General features: G+C 48.1%; 19 protein-coding genes. 8 read left to right on the top strand and 11 right to left on the bottom strand.

Annotated features, from left to right (window positions below; genetic code table 11):
- Nucleotides 1-102: 102 nt before the first annotated feature.
- Together QUA44_RS07965 and QUA44_RS07960 are read left to right on the top strand one after the other, a co-directional pair.
- Nucleotides 103-942, top strand: coding sequence for a Uma2 family endonuclease (locus tag QUA44_RS07965; protein ID WP_333249728.1), 840 nt, complete (start codon nt 103-105; stop codon nt 940-942).
- Between the two features lie 107 nt (nt 943-1,049).
- Nucleotides 1,050-1,772: a DevA family ABC transporter ATP-binding protein gene (locus QUA44_RS07960; RefSeq protein WP_333249726.1), complete on the top strand. Its 723-nt coding sequence runs from the start codon at nt 1,050-1,052 to the stop codon at nt 1,770-1,772.
- Nucleotides 1,773-1,789: 17 nt separating this feature from the next.
- On the opposite strand, the gene QUA44_RS07955 is transcribed toward QUA44_RS07960, so the two are convergent.
- A complete protein-coding gene (locus QUA44_RS07955; protein WP_333249724.1) occupies nt 1,790-2,701 on the bottom strand; it encodes a hypothetical protein in 912 nt (303 codons plus the stop codon).
- A 537-nt stretch (nt 2,702-3,238) separates the two neighbouring features.
- Between QUA44_RS07955 and QUA44_RS07950 the strand changes: the two genes are divergently transcribed.
- A complete protein-coding gene (locus QUA44_RS07950) occupies nt 3,239-5,317 on the top strand; it encodes a DNA polymerase III subunit gamma/tau (protein WP_333249722.1) in 2,079 nt (692 codons plus the stop codon).
- 4 nt (nt 5,318-5,321) lie between these two features.
- Here QUA44_RS07950 and QUA44_RS07945 read toward each other — a convergent pair whose 3' ends face one another.
- The 4 genes from QUA44_RS07945 to tig all read right to left on the bottom strand — a co-directional run bounded on the left by QUA44_RS07945 (nt 5,322) and on the right by tig (nt 10,044).
- On the bottom strand, nt 5,322-6,080 hold the full coding sequence (locus tag QUA44_RS07945) for a GNAT family N-acetyltransferase (protein ID WP_333249720.1): 759 nt from the start codon (nt 6,078-6,080) through the stop codon (nt 5,322-5,324).
- 152 nt (nt 6,081-6,232) lie between these two features.
- Nucleotides 6,233-7,576, bottom strand: coding sequence for an ATP-dependent protease ATP-binding subunit ClpX (clpX, locus tag QUA44_RS07940; protein WP_333249718.1), 1,344 nt, complete (start codon nt 7,574-7,576; stop codon nt 6,233-6,235).
- Nucleotides 7,577-7,585: 9 nt separating this feature from the next.
- A complete protein-coding gene (gene clpP / locus QUA44_RS07935) occupies nt 7,586-8,275 on the bottom strand; it encodes an ATP-dependent Clp endopeptidase proteolytic subunit ClpP (RefSeq protein WP_333249716.1) in 690 nt (229 codons plus the stop codon).
- A 353-nt stretch (nt 8,276-8,628) separates the two neighbouring features.
- Nucleotides 8,629-10,044: a trigger factor gene (gene tig / locus QUA44_RS07930; protein WP_333249714.1), complete on the bottom strand. Its 1,416-nt coding sequence runs from the start codon at nt 10,042-10,044 to the stop codon at nt 8,629-8,631.
- Between the two features lie 563 nt (nt 10,045-10,607).
- Here tig and QUA44_RS07925 point away from each other — a divergent pair.
- From QUA44_RS07925 to QUA44_RS07915, 3 genes are all read left to right on the top strand, one after another.
- Entirely contained in the window at nt 10,608-11,651 is a 1,044-nt protein-coding gene (locus QUA44_RS07925) for an aspartate-semialdehyde dehydrogenase (RefSeq protein ID WP_333249710.1), read from the top strand.
- Between the two features lie 107 nt (nt 11,652-11,758).
- Nucleotides 11,759-12,652: a 4-hydroxy-tetrahydrodipicolinate synthase gene (gene dapA, locus QUA44_RS07920; protein WP_333249709.1), complete on the top strand. Its 894-nt coding sequence runs from the start codon at nt 11,759-11,761 to the stop codon at nt 12,650-12,652.
- 370 nt (nt 12,653-13,022) lie between these two features.
- A complete protein-coding gene (locus tag QUA44_RS07915) occupies nt 13,023-14,903 on the top strand; it encodes a ribonuclease J (RefSeq protein ID WP_333249707.1) in 1,881 nt (626 codons plus the stop codon).
- A 127-nt stretch (nt 14,904-15,030) separates the two neighbouring features.
- Here the strand turns inward: QUA44_RS07915 and QUA44_RS07910 are convergent, their stop codons facing one another.
- Together QUA44_RS07910 and thrC are read right to left on the bottom strand one after the other, a co-directional pair.
- A complete protein-coding gene (locus tag QUA44_RS07910; protein ID WP_333249705.1) occupies nt 15,031-15,306 on the bottom strand; it encodes a MoaD/ThiS family protein in 276 nt (91 codons plus the stop codon).
- A 162-nt stretch (nt 15,307-15,468) separates the two neighbouring features.
- Complete coding sequence (gene thrC, locus QUA44_RS07905) at nt 15,469-16,767, bottom strand: threonine synthase (protein ID WP_333249703.1); 1,299 nt, start codon at nt 16,765-16,767, stop codon at nt 15,469-15,471.
- Between the two features lie 108 nt (nt 16,768-16,875).
- Between thrC and QUA44_RS07900 the strand changes: the two genes are divergently transcribed.
- Nucleotides 16,876-17,136, top strand: a complete 261-nt coding sequence (locus QUA44_RS07900; protein WP_333249701.1) for a hypothetical protein — start codon at nt 16,876-16,878, stop codon at nt 17,134-17,136.
- A 10-nt stretch (nt 17,137-17,146) separates the two neighbouring features.
- Here the strand turns inward: QUA44_RS07900 and QUA44_RS07895 are convergent, their stop codons facing one another.
- Nucleotides 17,147-17,407, bottom strand: a complete 261-nt coding sequence (locus QUA44_RS07895; RefSeq protein ID WP_333249699.1) for a MoaD/ThiS family protein — start codon at nt 17,405-17,407, stop codon at nt 17,147-17,149.
- 225 nt (nt 17,408-17,632) lie between these two features.
- The gene (locus QUA44_RS07890) at nt 17,633-17,842 is read right to left on the bottom strand and encodes a hypothetical protein (RefSeq protein ID WP_333249697.1); all 210 of its coding nucleotides are present in this window, start codon (nt 17,840-17,842) and stop codon (nt 17,633-17,635) included.
- 57 nt (nt 17,843-17,899) lie between these two features.
- Here QUA44_RS07890 and QUA44_RS07885 point away from each other — a divergent pair, with 57 nt between their 5' ends.
- Nucleotides 17,900-18,187 (top strand): hypothetical protein, encoded by a 288-nt coding sequence (locus QUA44_RS07885; RefSeq protein WP_006632921.1) that lies wholly within the window; start codon nt 17,900-17,902, stop codon nt 18,185-18,187.
- 540 nt (nt 18,188-18,727) lie between these two features.
- Here QUA44_RS07885 and QUA44_RS07880 read toward each other — a convergent pair.
- Together QUA44_RS07880 and QUA44_RS07875 are read right to left on the bottom strand one after the other, a co-directional pair.
- Nucleotides 18,728-20,104 (bottom strand): cytochrome P450, encoded by a 1,377-nt coding sequence (locus tag QUA44_RS07880; RefSeq protein ID WP_333249694.1) that lies wholly within the window; start codon nt 20,102-20,104, stop codon nt 18,728-18,730.
- Nucleotides 20,105-20,242: 138 nt separating this feature from the next.
- The gene (locus QUA44_RS07875) at nt 20,243-20,848 is read right to left on the bottom strand and encodes a hypothetical protein (RefSeq protein WP_333249692.1); all 606 of its coding nucleotides are present in this window, start codon (nt 20,846-20,848) and stop codon (nt 20,243-20,245) included.
- Between the last annotated feature and the right edge of the window lie 85 nt (nt 20,849-20,933).

Here is a 20,933-nt window from a genome sequence, read left to right as displayed (position 1 = left end):
GCTTCGTATCTTTAAGGAATTGGATAGCTGTGCCGATCGAACGCTATGCTGTAGGAGAGTATCCGTCTCACTCTCGATCGCACTCTCCCTCGGTTCTACGCTATGACCCAAAGCCTCAACCCCACAGCGTTGCCTCCCGCCTTTCCCGATCACACCCAACTCCCCGAATCTGACGGCACGTTTGTGAAAAACTTTCAAGAACATCCTCAGAGCATTTTGCTCACCGACTCCCTAGAAATTACACTGCAAAATCTGCATCCCGACGGACAGTATGCGATCGGGCAAGATTGTGGCATCTACTGGCGCGAAACCGAGCCTCCAGAACGCGGAGCCGAAGCACCTGACTGGTTCTACATCCCCAACGTGCCTCCCCGATTAGATGGGCAATATCGGCGTTCCTACGTGTTGTGGCGCGAGTATATTGCGCCGTTGATCGCGATCGAATTTGCTAGCGGTGATGGTTCTGAAGAACTCGACAATACTCCCTTATCTGCTTTGCCATCCGGGGGAAACCAGAAACCGGGAAAGTTTTGGGTATACGAGCGGATTATCAGAATTCCCTACTACGCTATTTACAAGATCCAAACCAATGAATTAGAAGTCTACAATTGCGTGAATACTAGATATCGGCGCTTGGAGCCGAACGATCGCGGACATTACCCGATCGACCTGATGGGAGTAGAGTTGGGCGTGTGGTCGGGTAGCTATCAAAATCAGACACAACAGTGGTTGCGCTGGTGGGATAGCGAGGGAAATTTGTTGCTGACCGGGAGCGAGAGAGCTAGATTGGAGAGCCTCCACGCCGAACAGGAACGCCAACGCGCTGAAGCCGAGAGTCGACGCGCTGAAGCCGAGAGTCAACGCGCCGATCGCGAACGAGAACAAAAAGAGCGATTGGCTGCTTATTTGCGATCGCGGGGAATCGATCCCGACCTCATTTGAGTCTTGGCTGTTGCTTTATTTTGTGAGGATAGGGAAAAGGGGGCGATCGAATATTCGAGGCTCTTCCTGTCCCATCGAAAATCTTCAATGCGAAAATCCAAAATCGAATGAACGCTACACCAGTTATTTCAATTAAAAATCTCAATCATTCCTTCGGCGAAGGACAACTTCGCAAACAGACATTATTTGACATCAACCTCGAAATTTATCCGGGCGAAATCGTGCTGATGACTGGGCCTTCTGGGTCTGGTAAAACAACATTGTTAACCTTGATTGGAGCTTTGCGATCGATTCAAGAAGGTAGTCTGAAAATTCTCGCTCAAGAATTGCGGGGAACGCCGAAAAATAAATTAGTTAAAGTCCGCCGCGACATCGGCTATATTTTCCAAGCTCACAATTTGCTCAAATGCTTGACAGCTAGGCAAAATGTGCAAATGTCTTTAGAACTGCACAGTCATCTTTCTCCCCAAGAAACTAATGATAAAATAGAGGGAATGCTGGAAGCTGTAGGGTTGGGAGAAAGAATAGATTATTACCCGGACAGTCTTTCTGGTGGCCAGAAACAAAGAGTGGCGATCGCCCGGGCATTAGTCAGCCAGCCGAAATTAGTATTAGCAGACGAACCCACAGCAGCACTAGACAGTAAATCAGGTCGAGATGTGGTAGAAATTATGCGAGGTTTGGCCAAAGAACAGCACTGCACTATTTTGCTTGTCACCCACGACAACCGCATTTTAGACATAGCCGATCGCATTATTCACATGGAAGACGGCTACCTCGCACAAGATACATCTACAGCCGCTACAACCGGCGTTATTTCGGGAAAATAATATTAATCCACCTCAACTTATTTCCGAGAACCGGGACGCTTTCCTCCTACCTTAGCAGGACTTTTTGTTGCACCTTTTGCTGGACTTTTAGAACTACTTTTGCCGCTTTTTTGGCCTTTCGCTCCTGTCAACTGGCTCTGAAGGTCATTTGCAGGTCGTCCGGCAGGCGTTCTCGTAGTCCTAAAGGTAACGTTCACCCCTTCATTCGACTGTTCCAGCACCAACATCGGCGTCGGCTTGGCTTTTTGATCCCACTCAATATGAACTATGCGACCTTGAATTGTCGGCTGCCAACTGTCGTGATCGTCTGAAGGACTCAGATAAGTTTCCAAACAGTCAATAATTTGATTAATTGTCGCCGATGTTGCCTGAGTCGGCAGTTTCATCAGCTTAATTTGAATCCGAAACAGCACTCGTTTTTCTATTTTTACTGCGGGATCGCCAGTTTCGTATTCGATATCAAACATCGAATCCACTTGCCTGCCGCTGCCGGCATTCCCGTTTTTCTCTCCCACCGCACTCTGCGTCGGACGTAGGGCAATACTAATTTTTTCTTTGACTTTTTGCTTAATCTGGTTCACAATGCCAAAGTGAAAAACTTCTTCCGCCATCCGCATTCTCAGGTAGTCTAAATTAAAGTCTCGCGAGTGGATCAGGTCGGGATTTTTTTCCATTTTTGAGATGGTTTCCAGAGCCATTTTGTATTTTTTCTGGAGTTCTCGATTTCTAAACTCTTCAAATGTGAGCTTTTTGCTCAAACCGTCGAGTTTTAACTTGGTAAACACCGCTAAACCGATAAGCAATAACAACAGTAATCCCGAGGCTCCCATGAAGAGTTGGTCTGAGGACGGATGTCCGGGTTTAGCCTGTTTAGGTTTGGGAGAGGCTACTGCCAACCTTGGTTCTACAAGGATTATTTGGGTTGACATGGGCTTTTAAAGGGTAAAATTTGACGCTATATTTATACAGAACCCCAGAGTAGAGCTGGTAGTGCAACGGGATGAATCAACATTGACATCATTCCACCATCATCTTGGTACAACTGGATTTCTGCAACCGGAGCACGCACCCTCTAATTAATACTTTATCTTTAACTGCAAGCAGGTTTCCGAAATATCGGAAAATCCCGCGCTGGTACTGGTTAGTAGAAATGGTGAATTGTCTGTAATATATTATACCAATACAGTTAAAAAAATGTTTGTTCGGCGGTATCCGTTTTTAGCAAAATAAAAAGAAATACACATAAATTAATAGTAACTCTGAGAGCGAGCAGCGGAAAACATCAAGCAGAACAGCCGATCGCCCGCACGATCGAGGGGAGGACGTTGGGAGGGTGATAATTCCTACTGTTGGCTCACTCCCGCCGTGGAAGCCCACCGGGTGGCTTGCAGTGAAAGTCGAGCTATGGTGCGATCAAACAACGTCTCCTTAGCTAAGATTACAGCTAATACCACCAATATTCGATCGTGACCTACGAACCCCTGCACCACAAATATCGCCCTCAGACATTTGCCGAATTAGTCGGTCAAGAGGCGATCGCCCAAACCCTCACCAGCGCCATCCTACAAGAGCGCATAGCACCAGCATATCTATTCACCGGCCCCAGAGGCACCGGTAAAACCTCCAGCGCCAGAATTTTCGCCAAATCCCTCAACTGTATTTCTACGGTTGCCCCCACCCCCACACCCTGCGGCAAATGCAACGTTTGCCAAGAAATTGCCCGAGGTTCCACACTAGATGTCATCGAAATTGACGCCGCCAGCAACACCGGAGTAGATAACATTCGGGATTTGATCGAACGAGCTCAATTTGCTCCCGTACAGTGTCGCTATAAAGTATATGTAATCGACGAAGTTCATATGCTCAGTACCCAGGCATTTAATGCCTTACTAAAAACCCTAGAAGAACCGCCCGATCGCGTTGTATTCGTTCTCGCAACAACTGACCCACAAAGAGTATTACCAACTATTATTTCTCGTTGCCAAAAGTTCGACTTTCGCCGCATCCCCCTCGATGCAATGATTGCTCATTTGCACAAGATTGCCCAATTAGAAAATATCAATATTGCTAGCGATGCAGTACAAATGGTTGCTCAAATCGCCCAAGGTGGTCTGCGAGATGCCGAAAGTTTGCTCGACCAACTAAGCTTATTTCAGGGTGAAATAACAGTCGAAAAAGTTTGGGATTTAGTCGGTGCAGTCCCCGAAAATGACTTAATGGAACTGCTGCAAGCCATTGAAAACGATGACGCTACAGCCTTAGTAGACATGACTCGCCACCTAATGGATAGAGGACGAGAACCGCTAATCGTGCTGCAAAGTCTCGCCAGCTTTTACCGAGATTTGCTAATAGCCAAAGCAGCCCCAAAACGCTCAGATTTAGTAGCTTTAACTGCCGCAACTTGGGAAAAACTCTGTGATTTTGCCCGTGCTTGGGATGCCGAGTTAATTTTGGCAAGTCAGAAACATTTGCAAACCCACGAAGTGCAAATTAAAAACACCACTCAGCCGCGTTTGTGGCTGGAAGTAACGCTGTTGGGATTGTTGCCATCAGCAATTAGAACTCAGCCACAACCAACAGCCGAACCAGGTAAAAATATTGCTCCATCACAAATTCACCCCCATCAAGCCAGGGCGGGCACGGGGACACCGCCCCTACAATCGGGGGGGGACCAGACATCTAATATTGAACAATCTTCAGTTCCCAATTCGCAAAATCCTCCACCGACTTCGCAGCCTGTAGCTAATCGAATAGAAAGCACACCTCATGCAGCGATTCCCGCACCTGTACCAACTGCTGAAACGAATCAAACAAATTATTCCCCGACTAATTCAGCCGATGAAATCGATTTAAATCGAGTATGGGAACAGGTACTTGATCGCGTTCGCCCCCACGGTACTCAATCGCTACTTCGCCAACACGGACAGCTAGTAACTTTTAGCAATGATAGTGCTTATGTTAAGATTAGTTCGCAGCCGTTGCTGAAGATGGTTAAAGACAAAGTAGCTAATATTGAAGAAGCTTTTGTGCAAGTTTTTAACCGTCAAGTAACAGTAAAAGTGGGAGTGACAAATCCCGCTGAAACTAATAGTTCCCGCGCCCCGGATTTGCCAAATTCTCACGGAAGTGTTGCCGAAACTCCTAGGAATTCTCCTCCTGTTATTGATACGAATCAACAGGTGCAGCACTCAGCGAGTTCTGAGATTCCCGATGATTTCTTGGGGAATGGGGGAGAAGAGCAAAAACACTCCTGGGCGAGTGAAAATACTGCCGCCAAGCTGCCAAATGTTTCTGAACCTCTGCGGCAGACAAACGGCTCTACAGACTCTCAGAATGACTTAAATGCTCAGGCTGTCGCGGTGCGGGCTGATGCTCAAGCTGTCGCGAATACGAGTAGGCAATGGGCTGATATGTTTGAGGGACAAGTAGTCGATTTGTCGGATGATTTAGAGATTTGGGAGTCGGGGAGTTTCAGCTTGGAAACTGAACCGGATTTTCCTGAGTTATCTGCTGAGTTAGCTCAGGATGATTTCATCGATTGGTGAATGTTTACTGGGGCGGGAGCGAAATATGCAAGATTTCGCCGATCGCCCAAAATCCCGCTTTGGTGTAAACTCGAAATTCCTGCTCGTGTAGCGTCATCAGAAACGCCACCATAACACCCGCATCGAAAGCCTCTCGCAACAACCGCGCCGTCAAAGCCCCTGCGATTCCCCGCCGCCGAAATGAAGCGCGCACGCCAATACCAGCGATTTCAGTCGTTTGATTTTGGGGGGGCGTGCAGACTCCAGCGCCCGCCGGTTCCCCCGTTGCTGCGACGCGGGCGAGTACCGCAATGCCGCCCGCTGCGAGACTTTTCCGAAGACTGTCAACGTCTTCAGGGCTTGGTGCAGCCTCTGTGAAAGCCTCGTTTTGCGCCGCCACTGTACCGAGGATCTCAGCCTCGGAAACTGGCACAATGAGTTCGATATCTGGCGGAATCGGAAGCAATTTCTCGGAGCCCGGAGTGCAAGTCATCAGCGGCAAGCGTCCCTCAACGGTGAAACCGGCGGATATCAGGGCTTCTTCGACAGCGGGCGCTAGTTTCGTGAAATATTCCAAACGTGGCTTTCGCGCGCGCCCAGAGTATGCAGCGATTAGCGCGTTGACATCGGCGAGGGATGGTGCGGCGCCGTCGTCGGGAATCGCATAGTTGAGATAAGGGTTGGCGCTGTGGGGGCTGAAGGTAGCGAGGAAGGGGCCGATGCGCTCGGTGTCGCGCTGCTGGCTGGTGGCAAAGCGCAGGTATGCTTGAATGGAAGTTTCCATAGATTTCTGGCAAAAATAATTAAGACGGGCAGGATTCCCATCGCACAAAAACTTTTTTTCTTGTGGAATGGGCATCTTGCCCGTCCGAAAATTTGATGAGCAGGACTTTTGCAATCTTGTACGGTCAATTGCTATCCTGAAAACCGATACTTTTAAGCCGACTCCGGTTTTGGCAGCGAAGACGGAAGTACCAACAACTCAGCCGTCGATCGCTTCTCGACCATTTCCTTAGTAATCGTACACCGGGCAACATCCTTGCGCGACGGCAACTCGTACATCACATCCAACATCAATTCTTCGACAATTCCCCGCAGCGCCCGCGCTCCTGTTTTGCGGCGGTATGCTTCCTGGGCGATGGCCCGAATCGCATCCGGCTTAAAGTCCAACTGCACATTATCCATCTTCAGCAGCTTTTGATACTGCTTAACCAAAGCATTGCGCGGTTCCGTCAAAATCGCCATCAGCGTTTCCTCATCCAGCGGCTCTAACACCGCCGCCACCGGCACCCGCCCAATAAACTCAGGAATCATCCCAAACTTCACCAAATCATCCGGTTCCAGTTGCTTGAGTACATCAGCAGCCCGCTTTTCCTTCGGCTGAGCTTCTCCGGGCTGAATAAAACCCATTGACTTTTTACCCGTTCTCTGCTCTATCACTTTCTCCAGACCGACAAAAGCACCGCCGCAGATAAACATGATATTGCTGGTGTCTATTTGGATGCAGTCTTGGTAGGGATGCTTGCGGCCGCCTTGGGGAGGTACATTGGCGATCGTCCCCTCAAGCATTTTCAGTAGCGCCTGCTGCACCCCTTCTCCAGAGACATCCCGCGTAATCGAAGGATTTTCGCTCTTCCGGGCAATTTTGTCAATTTCATCAATATAAATAATTCCGCGCTGCGCCTCTTCCACATCCATATCTGCCACCTGCAGCAGCCGCAGCAAAATATTTTCCACATCTTCCCCGACATAGCCGGCTTCCGTCAGAGTCGTCGCGTCAGCCACCGCAAACGGCACGTCTAGCATATCCGCCAACGTCTGAGCCAGCAGAGTTTTTCCGCAGCCCGTCGGCCCGATCAACAAAATATTCGATTTTTGCAGTTCTACTTCTTCCGGGGGGTGCTTGCCGCTATTTTTGGCATGGATAAAGCTGAGGCGCTTGTAGTGGTTGTAAACTGCCACCGAGAGCACCTTTTTCGCCTCATCTTGCCCGATCGCGTTTTCGTCGAGGTAATTTTTAATTTCCCTCGGCTTCGGAATTTGGCTCATCAACATACTTTTGCCCGAGGTAGCGCGGCGCTTTTGCGTCGTTTCCTGCTTCGGGGCCACCGCCGCTGCGGGCACTGCACTCGAATCAAACAACTCCTCATCTAAAATTTCATTGCACAAGTCTACGCATTCGTCGCAGATATACACCCCGGGCCCTGCGATCAACTTGCGTACTTGCTCTTGAGACTTGCCACAAAACGAACATTTTAGATGGGAGTCGTACTTAGACATAACAGCCTCTTATTTCAGTGGAGTGACATTCTCTCCCGCCGCCGGAAGGTTTTCCTTTTCGATAACTCGATCGACCAAACCGTAATTTTTGGCTTCCTCGGCTGACATAAAAAAGTCGCGCTCTGTATCCGCCTCTAATTTGTCGATCGGTTGACCTGTGTGGTGCGCTAGCAGTTCATTCAGCTTACGCTTATGATAAAGGATTTCCTTGGCTTGAATCTCAATATCCACTGCTTGACCTTGAGCGCCTCCGAGTGGCTGGTGAATCATAATCCGGGAACTCGGAAGAGACATCCGCTTACCGTGGGCTCCTGCTGTCAGCAGAAATGCGCCCATACTCGCTGCCAAACCGTAACAAATCGTTACCACATCCGGGCGGATTTGCTGCATTGTGTCATAAATTGCCATACCCGCCGTCACCGAGCCGCCGGGGGAATTAATGTACATTTGGACATCTTTTTCTGGATCTTCGGCATCTAGATACAATAGCTGAGCTACGATCGAGTCAGCCACTTCATCGGTTACGGGAGTTCCTAAAAACACAATTCGCTCCCGCAGCAAGCGCGAGTAAATGTCAAAGGCCCGCTCGCCCATCCCCGACTGTTCTAGTACCATCGGCACTACATTGCTGGGGCTGGAACTGACATCAAAATCGTTATAGCTTGTAATTAGGTAATTGGAAGATTGAGATACAACCATAAGACACCAGTCAAGGATTCTAGACAATTTGCTGCTGCTGATGAAAGCTTTAAATTAAGCTGCCAGCTTTTAACTATTATGCCTCTTCTGAACGGAGATCGGGGGAATGCCGAGTTTTGAGTTGTGAAATTGCTTTCTGCGCTGGGCGCAACGCTGGAGTGACTCGCAAGGCTCGCGGGGTGAATGAGTTAAAAGACCTACTTGTAAATCAGCGCTGCTTCTACTTCTAGTGGACACCCCGAGCTTTTAGTAAGGATCAGGCGCACCCGGAGCTTGTAGTTAAGGATCAGGTGCGCCGTTAAAATCACGGTTGATTTCATGCCCCAATTAGGACATTTGAACACATTTAAGTTCTATTCTTCGCCTACAACTTCCACTTCAACGCTCGTGGCTGCTTCTGCTGAATCTTCAGCGTCTGATTCTTCTGATTCTGCTGCTGCCGGAGTCAGAGAGCCTTCAGGTACAAGTTCGATTGTTCCTTTTTCTTCCAACCATTTCAGGGTTTTTTGTTTGAGCAAGTCTTCTCCTACAAATTCCACCAATTTTATAGGATCAAAATTTCCTTTGGGAAATTGTTTTCTGACTTTTGCTACTTCTTCTAATACTTCTGCGTCTTCCACAGATAAGGATTCTAGCTTGGCTATTTCTGCCAGAGCTAGAGTCTGCTTGAGCCGATCGACTGCTTCCGGGCGCGAGCGTTCCCGCATCGGGCCCATATTTTCTTCGGTAAAGAGTTGGTTGATATCTATGCCGTAATTTTTCAATTGGAGGGCTTGTTGATTCAGCAAGTAATCAATTTCGCGATCGAGCATTGTTTCGGGAATTTCCACTTCTATGAGCTGCACGAGGGCTGCTGATATAGCTTTTTCCTTATTAGCTGATGTCTTGTTTTCTTGGTCTGCTTTAAACCGAGTTTCGAGGGATTCGCGCAGTTCTGCTAAAGTTTCAAACTCGCTGACTTCTTGGGCGAAGTCGTCGTCCAACTCCGGCAATTCTTTTTCCTTAAGTTCTTTGAGGGTAATCATAAAAACTGCCGGTTTTCCGGCTAATTCTTCGCTGCTGTACTCGTCGGGGAACTGCAGGGAAACTTCTCTAGTTTCTCCCGGATTCATCCCGATCATGCCTTCGATAAAGCCCGGTACAAACTGATTTTCCGACAGTTCTACTTGAAAGTCTTCTGCATCGCCGCCGGGAATTTCAGCCGGAGTTTCGCCTTCGGGTGCTTCTGCAAATCTACCGGAGAAATCAACCAAAGCTGTGTCTCCCAACTGAGCCGGCCGGCCTTCTACGGGGATTAAAGTAGCTTTGTCCGATCGATATTTTGCCAGTACCTCATCTACCTGAGCCTCATCATACTTAGCTTCTTCTGCTTGAAGCTGCAAACCTGTGTACTGACCCATTTTCACTTCGGGTTTTACGTCAACCTTAGCCGAAAAAACCAGAGGCTGTTCTGGATCGAACTTAGCTAGTAATTCTTCAAACTCAGTGCTCAGTTCAAAACTGCCAATTGCGGCAATTTTTTCTTGTTCGAGGGCTTTTTGCAGGGAATCATTAATCAAATTTTCCAAAGCCGTCGCCTTCAAACGAGTCTGGCCTAGGCGCTGTAGCAAAACTTGACGGGGAACTTTGCCTTTGCGGAACCCAGGAATATTAACCTCGCGAGCAAATTGTTTAATTACTTGCTCGTAAGCTTGTTTTGACTTTTCTGACGGTACTTCGATTTCCAGACCAATTTGGCTAGCTGGAAGTTTTTCCTGGGTTACTTTCATCGGCTTTTTTGATATTTAACAATAGTGTAATAAAATACATACAAATCTGACTTTGCCTGCATTTTAATTTTGTACGCTTTGACTCGTAACGGCACAACTACAAAACCTTTACCGGATGAGACTGTAAGTCATTGCCGGCTACTTTTTTGGCTCTTGCCAAATAGTTTTGGTTTGAGGATACTAGCTTTTGCTGCTAGGAATGTGGAGGTTAAGTCCACTAATTGCCGATGCACCATAGCACATATCGCCCTGTGATGTCAATCTTGCCTGCCTCTGCGGCTAGTTAAAGTCAATGGATGCGCCTGCGAAAATGCAGATATATCACAAAACTTAACCGGATGCGGATTGGGCGTGGGCGAGCAGCAAAAGATGCTAAACTGGTATTGGGTACGATCGCCCGGATCAATCGGGAAGTTTGATAGCCCGTTTCGGTTAACTGCACCATTGCCATCCTCTCATGCTCCTGATGTCGCATAACATTAATTAAGTTTGATATTGAGAATTGCAGTTATTTAAATTTTTGATTTCGATCGTTTAGACTTTAATTTGTGGAGGAAACTAATTTGTCTCAATCCTATCGAGTTGCCATTTTAGGAGCCACCGGCGCAGTCGGTGCCGAGTTGCTAGAACTATTGCACAGCCGGAGTTTTCCGATTTCTAACTTGAAGCTGCTGGCTTCGGAACGTTCAGCAGGCACAACTTTGCCTTTTGGCGGCGAGATGCTGCCGGTCGAAGCAGTTTCGGCGCGATCGTTTGATAATGTAGATCTGGTGCTCGCCTCTGCCGGCGGCTCTACTTCTAAATTGTGGGCTCCGCAAGCGGTGGCAGCCGGAGCAGTGGTCATTGACAATTCTAGCGCTTTCCGCATGGATGCGACGGTGCCGCTAGTGGTTCCAGAAGTCAATCCCCAAGCGGCGGCAGCTCATCGAGGTATAATTGCTAATCCCAACTGCACGACTATTTTGATGGCAGTTGCGGTTTGGCCACTTCACAAAGTTAGGCCGATACAGCGCATCGTTGTAGCGACTTACCAGTCTGCCAGCGGGGCTGGGGCGAGGGCAATGGAGGAAATGAAAGCTCAAGCAAGAGCAATTTTGCAGGGGGAAACGCCCAAAACAGATATATTTCCCTACCCCTTAGCATTTAATTTGTTTCCGCACAACACCCCGATTAATGATTTAGGGTATTGTGAAGAAGAGATGAAAATGGTAAACGAAACTCGGAAGATATTTGGTACGGACGAGATTAAAATTACGGCAACTTGTGTGCGGGTTCCCGTACTGCGAGCTCATTCGGAAGCGATTAACCTAGAGTTTGCAGAGCCTTTTAGCGCGATAGAGGCCAGGGAAATCTTAAAGCAGGCAAGCGGGGTTAAGCTGGTAGAAGACTGGCAAGCTAATTATTTCCCGATGCCTGTAGAGGCCAGCGGTAAGGATGAGGTGTTAGTCGGCAGGATTCGCCAAGATATTTCTCACCCCTGTGGGTTGGAGATGTGGCTGTCTGGCGATCAAATCCGCAAAGGGGCGGCTTTAAATGCGGTGCAGATAGCTGAGTTGCTGGCCCAAAAAGATTTGTTGCGAACCCAAGTGGCGGCGGCTTCTAATTAGCGGGAACCCTCGCAATTGGGAAATTGAAATAGGGGATTTTAGATAAACCTTTCATCTGAAATCAAAAATTTAAAATCAAAAATCAACAGTCTAAAATCGGAGAAAGTGTGGTAAAGTTTGGACGGGTTCTGACTGCAATGATTACGCCGTTTAAGGAAGACGGCAGCGTTAACTATGCGGTAGCAGAACAATTGGCAGTTCATTTAGCCGATCGCGGTACAGATAGCTTGGTAGTGTGCGGCACTACTGGCGAGTCTCCCACTATGACCTGGGATGAAGAGTACGAATTATTTCAGGTGGTACAAAAGGCGGTGGTCGGTAAGGCGTTGGTAATCGCAGGAGCCGGATCTAATTCTACTTCAGAAGCAGTCGCAGCTACCCAAAAAGCAGCTAAACTTGGGTTAGACGGCTGTTTGCAGGTGGTTCCTTATTACAACAAGCCGCCGCAAGAAGGTTTATATAATCATTTTCGGGCGATCGCGCAATCTGCTCCAGAATTGCCTATAATGTTATATAACATCCCCGGTCGCACTGGTCAGAATATGTTGCCGGAGACGGTGGCTCGATTGGCCCAAATCCCCAACATTGTGGCCGTAAAAGAAGCAAGTGGCAACTTGGATCAAGCAAGTCAAATTCGGTGCTTGACATCCCCTGAATTTGCCATCTATTCTGGAGATGATTCCCTAACTTTGCCAATGTTGGCGGTAGGAGGATCTGGTGTAGTTAGCGTAGCCAGCCATCTGGTAGGAGAGCAACTGCAACAGATGATCAAAGCTTTCGAAGCCGGTCAAGTTCAAGTCGCTACCCAGATTCACTTGCAACTTTTTGACCTGTTTAAAGCTCTTTTTCTCACCACAAATCCCATTCTCGTCAAGACAGCTCTCAAGCTTCAAGGCTGGGATGTAGGCTCCACCCGTCCGCCCCTGTGCGATCCGCCCGTTGAGGTAACTCAAAAGTTAAAGGACGTACTGAGTCAGCTAGCACAGGTATCAGCTAGCTAGACGAGATAGGCGAGAACGAGTTTTCAGACAACTGAATATTTGGTTGTCATCAGTCATTAGTCATTAGTCATCAGTCATTAGTCATTAACTTTTAGTAATTAGCTAATAGTGAATGATTAAAGACTGAAAGTTAAAGATTGAAGGCCGAAGACGACTGATTGTACGGGAGAGTAAAACCCGTAGGGGAGTTTTCCACAAATATCTTGAAAAAAATCCCCAAGATCAACGAACAGCAGACGACAAAAGACAGTAGAAAAAAAACAACAGTCAACAGTCAACAGTCAACAGACAACAGACAACAGTCAACAGTCAACAGTTAACAGTCAACAGTTAACAGACCAATAACAAAAACAACTAACAAAGGATACGCATGATCAAAAATACAACTGCATCAGCTCTAAAAGTTATTCCCCTCGGCGGGCTGCACGAAATCGGCAAAAACACTTGTGTGTTCGAGTACGGCGACGAAATCATTCTTTTAGATGCCGGTTTAGCCTTCCCCACAGATGGAATGCACGGGGTAAATATTGTCCTCCCAGACATGACTTACCTGCGGGAAAACAGCCACAAAATTCAAGGCATGATCGTGACACACGGTCACGAAGACCACATCGGTGGCATCCCTTATCACCTCAAGCAATTTGAAATTCCAGTCATCTACGGCCCGCGTTTGGCGATGGCTTTGCTCGCCGGAAAATTGGAAGAAGCCGGAGTATCTCACCGCACTGAATTGAGAACAGTTCGACCACGGGATACGGTCAGAATTGGCAAGCATTTCTTAGTCGAATACATTCGCAACACTCACTCGATGGCCGACAGTTTCACTGTGGCAATTCACACTCCCGTCGGAATTATTATTCACACTGGAGACTTTAAAATTGACCACACTCCTGTAGACGGCGAGCATTTTGATTTGCAAAAGCTGGCTGAGTACGGCGAAAGAGGCGTGCTGTGCTTGATCAGCGATTCTACTAACTCGGAAGTTCCCGGTTTTACCGCTTCGGAACGTTCTGTGGCTCCGAATTTAGACAGAATTATCGCTCAAGCAACGGGACGGGTACTGCTGACGACTTTTGCTTCGTCGGTACACCGATTGCAAATTGTTTTGGACTTGGCTAAGAAAAACAATCGGTATGTCGGAGTGGTTGGCCGGTCGATGCTGAATGTCATCGCTCACTGCCGCAATCTCGGCTACATCAAATGCGAAGATAGTCTTTTCAAACCGCTGAAAGAAATCCGCAATTTGGCTGAAGACAAGGTACTGATTTTAACCACAGGTTCCCAAGGCGAACCGATGGCGGCGATGACTCGCATTGCTAACGGCGAACATCACGAACTGAAAATCAGAAAAGGCGATACAGTCATATTCTCAGCTAACCCAATTCCGGGAAATACGATCGCAGTGGTAAACACGATCGATAAACTGATGATGCTGGGCGCAAACGTGGTTTACGGCCGCGACAAAGGCATTCACGTTTCGGGACACGGCTGTCAAGAAGACCAAAAGTTAATGATTAACATGACTCGTCCCAAGTTCTTCTTGCCAGTGCACGGAGAACACCGGATGCTGGTTCAGCACTCCAAGACGGCTCAAAGCATGGGCATTCCCGCGAGCAATATGGTGATTATTGACAACGGCGATGTCGTAGAATTAACTGAAAATTCGATGCGACTTGGTACTAAAGTACCTTCAGGAATTGAATTAGTAGATTCTTCTCGATCGGGCGTTGTCAAGGCGAACGTCCTCAAAGAACGCCAGCAGTTGGCCGGAGATGGCGCGGTGACAGTAGCTGCGGCGTTAAATGCAGAAGGCAAGTTGGTTGCTACGCCGCAAATACACTTGAAAGGTGTAGTCACATCAGCCGATCGCGAACTGCTACAACAATCGATCACACAAACGATTGAGACTATTTTAGGCGATCGTTGGTCAGAATTTGTCAGACCTTCAACAACTGCCGAATCAGGAGTTGATGTGGACTGGGTTGGAGTGCAAACGCAAATTGAACGGGCAATTCAGCGCGTACTGCGCCGGGAACTTCAAAGCAATCCCATGCTAGTATTCCTGATGCAAATTCCCGAAGGAGCATTATTTGTCCAATGGGAAAAAGCAGCAGTAGCTCCAGGTTCTTTAGAAGCACCCAAGCTATTAGGGCCATCATCGACATCAGCGCCAGCGCCAGTTCCTGCTAATGCAGTAACAGGTCGCCGTCGCCCCCGGACAGCAGCAAAAGTCGCTTCCGTCGTTTCCTAGAATTAACAATTCCTGGCTTTACCAGGGACTTGTTTCTCAACCGCAGATAAACACAGATGAACGCAGATAGTAATTAATTCTATCTGCGTTCATCTGTGTTTATCTGCCACCATCTGCGGTTGCAAAATCAGCCACCAGCAACTGCTGGAACAATACTAACTTCATCACCATCTTGGAGTGCTGTTCCTGTGCCTTCCAAAAAGCGGATGTCTTCGCTGTTGACGTAGAAGTTTAAAAATCTGCGGGGTTCTCCCTTTTCATCGCACAGGCTTTTTTTGATGCCGGGACAATTTGTTTCCAGGGATTCTATCAGTTCGGAAATATTGCCGCCGCCGCATTCGATGGTGGCTTGATTGTTGGTGAATTTTTGCAGGGGAGTGGGAATTAAAACTTTGACGGTCATTTTTTAGTCCTTAGTCAGTAGTCAGTGGTCAGTTGTCCGTTGTCCTTAGTCAGTAGTCCTTGGTCAGTAGTCAGTTTTCGGTTGTTAGCAGTCAGTTGTCATCACTCAAGAGCTTAACAACTAATGACTAATGACTAATGACCAATGACTAAGGACTAATAATTAAACCGAAGCTTGTTGCCATTCTAAGCGTTCGAGGGTGCGGGCGCGTTCGAGGGCGCGCTCGAACGCTTCTAGTTTCGGTTCGAGGGTGATGGGTTCGCCGATGTAGCCTTGAACTGCTTCTTGCGTTTTCAAACCGTTGCCGGTGATGTAGGCGACGGTGGTTTCGTCGGGATTGATTTTACCTGCTTCTACGAGTTTCTTCAAGACTGCGATCGTGGTGCCGCCTGCGGTTTCAGTGAAGATGCCTTCAGTTTCTGCTAGCAGTTTCATGCCTTCGATGATTTCGGTGTCGCTGACGGATTCGATGTTGCCGTTGGTTTTGCGGGCGACTTCCAAGGCGTACATACCGTCGGCTGGATTGCCGATCGCGATCGACTTAGCAATTGTATTCGGTTTCACGGGTTTGACGAAATCACGGCCTTCGCGGAATGCTTGGGCGATGGGGGAACAGCCGTCAGCTTGGGCGCCGCTGAACCGAACTTTCTTTTCATCAACTAAACCGACTTCGATGAATTCTTGAAAACCTTTGTAAATTTTTGTGAACAAAGAGCCGGAGGCGAGGGGAGCGACGATGTGATCGGGCAATTGCCAGCCTAGCTGTTCGGCAACTTCGTAGCCGAGGGTTTTCGAGCCTTCGGAATAGTAGGGACGCAAGTTGATATTGACAAATCCCCAGCCATGTGTATTAGCGACTTCGCAACAGAGACGGTTAACTTGGTCGTAGTTGCCGTGAACTGCCATGACAGTTGGATTGTAAATCAGAGTGCCGAGGACTTTGCCTGCTTCTAAGTCGGAGGGGATGAAGACTACGCAATCGAGGCCTGCGTGGGCGGCGATCGCAGCGGTGGAGTTAGCTAAGTTGCCAGTGCTGGCACAGGATACCGTTGTGAAACCCAATTCTCTCGCTCTGCTGAGGGCAACTGACACCACTCTGTCTTTAAAGCTGAGAGTGGGCATATTGACGGCATCGTTTTTAATATAAAGATTTTTTAGACCGAGGCGGCGCGCCAAGCGGTGGGATTTTAATAGAGGAGTCATCCCAGTGCCGACATCGATGACGTTATCTGTAGCGACTGGTAAAAATGCGCGGTAGCGCCAGATCGAGTTGGGGCCGGCTTCGATGGTTTGGCGAGTGACGCTGCGGCGGATGGCGTCGTAGTCGTACTTGACTTCAAGCGGGCCAAAACAGCAATCGCAGACGTGCTTAGCTTGGAGTTCGTACTCTTCACCGCATTCTTTACATTTAAGGGCTGTGAAGGTTGCTGCTGTGGATTGTGTTCGGGTCGCCTGGGTCATAGCTCAACTCTCTAGTTTTGCGATGTTTGTTAATTCTTGTGCAAGATTAGCACGGTCAATTTACCCCCGTCAACCATACCCGATTTTTTTAGTCGGGATTGATTTCCAGTGACTTTTCAGTTAAACAGTGGTGTATTTAACTTTGATATTTGGGCGGGCGGGATGCCCAAACCCTACTCCCCACAAGGATTTGACTTTTTTTCAGGATCGGGATGGGAATCGAGATTGTCAGGTTCGCGTCCCCGCCCGATCGAGCTCAAGGATGATTTGCCGACGGAATTGTTACAAAACTTAATAAATCTTTTTTGGGCTAAGAATTGGGCAGTCGTGCGATCGAACACAACTACAAAACCTCGAATTTTTGATTAACCAACTTAGCCTACCCGCCGCTGACGGGGGGGATGAGTACAACTTCGTCGCCGTCTTGGAGGATGGTGTCGGGGGAGACGAATTCCAGGTTGAGGCCGAAGCGGGTGCGATCGCGCCATTGTTCTAATTGAGGATATTGGGCGATCGAGCTTTCGAGCACTCTTAGCACTGGGGTTTCGGGAGGAAGTTCTAATGTCAGTTCCGAAACGCCGTAGGCTTCACCGAAGGCGGCGAACAGTTTAACGGTGACGGTAATCGAAGAGTTAGACACGGTAGTTTAGTGCGATCGACAGTTTGGCAATTATCAACTACACCATACAATTAATTAGGAATTAGGCGCGCCGAGGCTTAGAATTGAAATCGACAATCTCTAGTTAAGTTTTACCCGATCGGGTAAAGATGACAGTTGATTGCAGCAAAAAGTCTTAACAAGATTGTATGCCGATCGCTCTCACCAACCAGGCGTTAGAAGCAGTTGGTATCCACTTATATGCAGCTAGCTAAGGTCTAGTTGGCTGCTGTTGAGGCTAATGCGAGAATATTTTTTGAGGATGCGGTATAGATACTTTACGGTAATTGTGGGAGAGTACAAAAAGCTCGCACTACATTTAGCAGGCAACAACGCAGACAAGGCCTTGTCAACCCGCTTCTCCTGACTAAAAATCAGGTTATCTAGTGCGGCTTGGAATTGCCAAACTTTTGCCATGCTTAGCAAGCTAGCCGTTATATCTAAGAAGAATACTGAACTTAACGCGATAGAAATATGGCAAATAACGATTTTAAAGTGCTTCAAATTATTGAAGCTAAAGGCTGGTATGCCTTTGGGAGTACGAAGCAAAGCCAGCACGTTGAGAGATGGGTAAGACCTGTCGTGTGTTGGGTTTTAATAGAAGATAAAAAAAAGCGACGGGTTGTGACAGCTACCGCTAGCTATCAGATCCAGATTGACGACAAAGAAGTCGAGTTTTTTGCCCACGAAAGCGAAATTCAAGATCTGGAGAGTCTCCCGAAGTCTGTCTCGGTATCGGAATTTCTGAAAACAGAAGATTGAGAGAAGGACAGAAGGAGATAATTTAACAAGTTATTAATTATTCCTTAGTGATTCCTTAAACTTGCTGTCGGATTCTATTGGAATTAGAGGCAGAAGCTCTAGATTGGGGACAGGGGGAGACGAGGACAGGGGGAGAATTTATACTTTTGCCTTGCCTTCTACATCTTGTCCCCAATGCCTCAAGTAGCCCAAAAAATAAAGAGGCCGGAAGATTGCTGGCAATGCCAACGCGCTTCCGACCTTGCTGAATAACAGGGTATGCATATGTTTTTAAAGTATGGCAGGCAGGCTTTTGAAATATCAAGAGGACTATTGCAATCACCCACTTTTGCTTTCAGGCTGTGTTTGCAAGGTTCATATCATTTTAGACTGAAAATTTGAAAAGTGAGAGGGGGCGAGGGTTACAGGTTAAGGATTCTAGCTGTTTATCTGTAGCGGGTGCTACCAAAAATGGTGGCATTTGCGGACGATCGCACATTCTCCCTAAAGTGTTTGCACTCAAAGCAGAAAGTTCGATCGCCCGCTGTAACCGCTGCGACTTTAAACCCCAGTAGCGACAGGTTCAGGCTTCTGCTGCCGCATCCGCCGCCCCAGCAGCGCCATCCGCACGCCGCCGGCAGGCCCTAAAGTTACCCCTCGGCGTTTGGCCTGTACGGGCTTTTTCTCGGCCAATACTAGGTCGAAATTCCGCAAAATGGTTGCCAGCACGAGTTTCATCTCCAACTGCGCCAGCGCCAAGCCGATACAGCGGCGGCTGCCGCCTCCAAAGGGCAAATACTCGTAAGGCGAGAATTGCCTCTCCAAAAACCGTTCAGGTTTAAATTGCAGCGGTTCTGGATACAAATCCTCCCGTCTGTGGGTCAAATAAATCGAGCCGATGACAACCGTGCCCGGTTCGAGTTGATATCCCATCAGTTCCACGGGCGTGAGCACTTCTCGCGAAAACGTCAGCATTGCCACGGGGTAAATTCGCAGCGTCTCCTGACAAACTGCACTCAGGTAAGGTAAGCGGAAAATCTCCATCGGGTCGGGATTTTCCCCCAAACTGTCCAATTCTTGCAGCAACTTCTGGCGCACCGAGGGCAAGTGGTGAATCCAGTAAAACGCCCAAGCTAGGGCCGTTGCTGTGGTTTCGTGGCCTGCAACCAGCAGCGTCATCAACTCGTCGCGCAATTCTTCAGTGGTCATTGGTTGCCCGTTTTCGTCGCGGGCGGCCATCATTAAGCTGAGAATGTCGGTGCGGTTGGCGTCTGGTTGCTGTCTGCGTTCTTCAATTTCTGCGTCGATCAGTGCGTCAACTTTCCGCTGCCGCTGTTTCATGCGTCCCCAAGGACTCCAAGAGCCCCAATCTTGCTGCATCCAGCCGAAAAATAGCATACTCGATCGCAGGGGAGAGTTGGTCATATCGAGGACTGAGGCAAGTAGGGGCCTGAGCTCTTCCAATCGCGGCCCGTCATCGAGCCCGAAGACAGCTTGCAAGATTACCCGCATGGTGACTTCCTGCATCGCGTTGCGGGCCACAAAAGGTCGATCGACCGACCATTTGCTGGCAACATCTTGAGCAATATCGCAAATTAGTTGGCCGTAATTCCGCATCCGTTCCCCGTGAAAGGGTGGCATCAATAATTGGCGCTCGCGTTTGTGCCTTTCTCCTGAGAGGAGAAACATGGATTGTTCTCCCACGAGCGCTTTGAGAATACTATTCAGGCGGCCTGGAGCGTGAAACGCGTTGCTGTTGAGCATCTCCTGGACAGCTTGGGGGTGGTGGATCATCACCAATGGTTGCCCGTTGTTCACTTGAGCTGTGAAAATGTCGCCGTATTGTTTGGCACATTTATCCAGGAATGTCAGGGGATCGCCGATCCATTGAATTAGCTGCACCAAGGGTGGAGCTTTGGGGCCGTTAGGTAGTGTCATAGGAATTACCTGGGTTTTGGTCACAGGACTTAGCAGGATCAACAAATATCAAAGGGTTTGAAGGTTTGTTCAATCCCTCCCAACCCTTGTTTATAAGGGGAGAATTGCGTAAGTCCCATCTCCAATAATTTTAATAGCTTATTCTCGAACTGTACTCAAAATATCCTCTCCAAGCTCTGTAAAACGAACAGTTTTGATTTGCCAAGGAGCATAACTGGTTAAAGTTTGGCGCACGCCCCCGAACAAACCTAACATTTGACAACTGGACAGATTTTGCAATTTCTGCCGTGAACTTCCCGATGCACGAAGATCCACGGTAGCTATTCCGAGGTCGCGATCGATCTTGAGGCGATAACCAGCCAAACCAAGACTATCGAAAATCTGCTGCTTTAACACTTCATTAACCGCCGATGACATTAACTGGTTCTCTGGGCCTGTAACTGTTTCAGGCTTCAGAGTTTGACAGAGATTGTCTACTTTATAAACCGTAATGGTGGCAGTATTTTCTGAGAGGGGAGCACTGCCTAAAACTGACGCAACAGAGTTAGAAGGCTGCGTTAATTGACTCGATCGAGCCTCAATTTGATTTCCCGTTAGCTGTAGGTGTTGGAACTGAGGGGCGCTTGCTGAGAGTTGCCTCTGGTTTTCGGTTGAGGTAGCTGCATCTGAGCTAGAACAACTGCTACCGCCCATCAAAATTAACCAAACGCCTAAATATCCTAACTGTTTGCAGATATGGTTCATAGTTTTTAATACTCTACTAAACGTCAGTGTATGGAGGGTGAATTTTGGTGGTAGAAAGCACTTAGACCCTGATTACACTCACTTA

The organism is Microcoleus sp. N9_A2 (genome assembly GCF_036701775.1).
Classification (GTDB): Bacteria; Cyanobacteriota; Cyanobacteriia; order Cyanobacteriales; family Microcoleaceae; genus Microcoleus.
This window is presented reverse-complemented; position numbering and strand designations above follow the sequence as displayed.

Coding starts and splice junctions, on each gene's coding strand:
- QUA44_RS07915 (WP_333249707.1), top strand. CDS start 13,023: ATGATCAAAAATACAACTGCATCAGCTCTAAAAGTTATTCCCCTCGGC.
- tig (WP_333249714.1), bottom strand. CDS start 10,044: ATGAAAGTAACCCAGGAAAAACTTCCAGCTAGCCAAATTGGTCTGGAA.
- QUA44_RS07965 (WP_333249728.1), top strand. CDS start 103: ATGACCCAAAGCCTCAACCCCACAGCGTTGCCTCCCGCCTTTCCCGAT.
- QUA44_RS07890 (WP_333249697.1), bottom strand. CDS start 17,842: ATGGCAAAAGTTTGGCAATTCCAAGCCGCACTAGATAACCTGATTTTT.
- QUA44_RS07955 (WP_333249724.1), bottom strand. CDS start 2,701: ATGTCAACCCAAATAATCCTTGTAGAACCAAGGTTGGCAGTAGCCTCT.
- QUA44_RS07875 (WP_333249692.1), bottom strand. CDS start 20,848: ATGAACCATATCTGCAAACAGTTAGGATATTTAGGCGTTTGGTTAATT.
- QUA44_RS07960 (WP_333249726.1), top strand. CDS start 1,050: ATGAACGCTACACCAGTTATTTCAATTAAAAATCTCAATCATTCCTTC.
- thrC (WP_333249703.1), bottom strand. CDS start 16,767: ATGACCCAGGCGACCCGAACACAATCCACAGCAGCAACCTTCACAGCC.
- QUA44_RS07880 (WP_333249694.1), bottom strand. CDS start 20,104: ATGACACTACCTAACGGCCCCAAAGCTCCACCCTTGGTGCAGCTAATT.
- clpP (WP_333249716.1), bottom strand. CDS start 8,275: ATGGTTGTATCTCAATCTTCCAATTACCTAATTACAAGCTATAACGAT.
- QUA44_RS07945 (WP_333249720.1), bottom strand. CDS start 6,080: ATGGAAACTTCCATTCAAGCATACCTGCGCTTTGCCACCAGCCAGCAG.
- QUA44_RS07910 (WP_333249705.1), bottom strand. CDS start 15,306: ATGACCGTCAAAGTTTTAATTCCCACTCCCCTGCAAAAATTCACCAAC.
- clpX (WP_333249718.1), bottom strand. CDS start 7,576: ATGTCTAAGTACGACTCCCATCTAAAATGTTCGTTTTGTGGCAAGTCT.
- QUA44_RS07885 (WP_006632921.1), top strand. CDS start 17,900: ATGGCAAATAACGATTTTAAAGTGCTTCAAATTATTGAAGCTAAAGGC.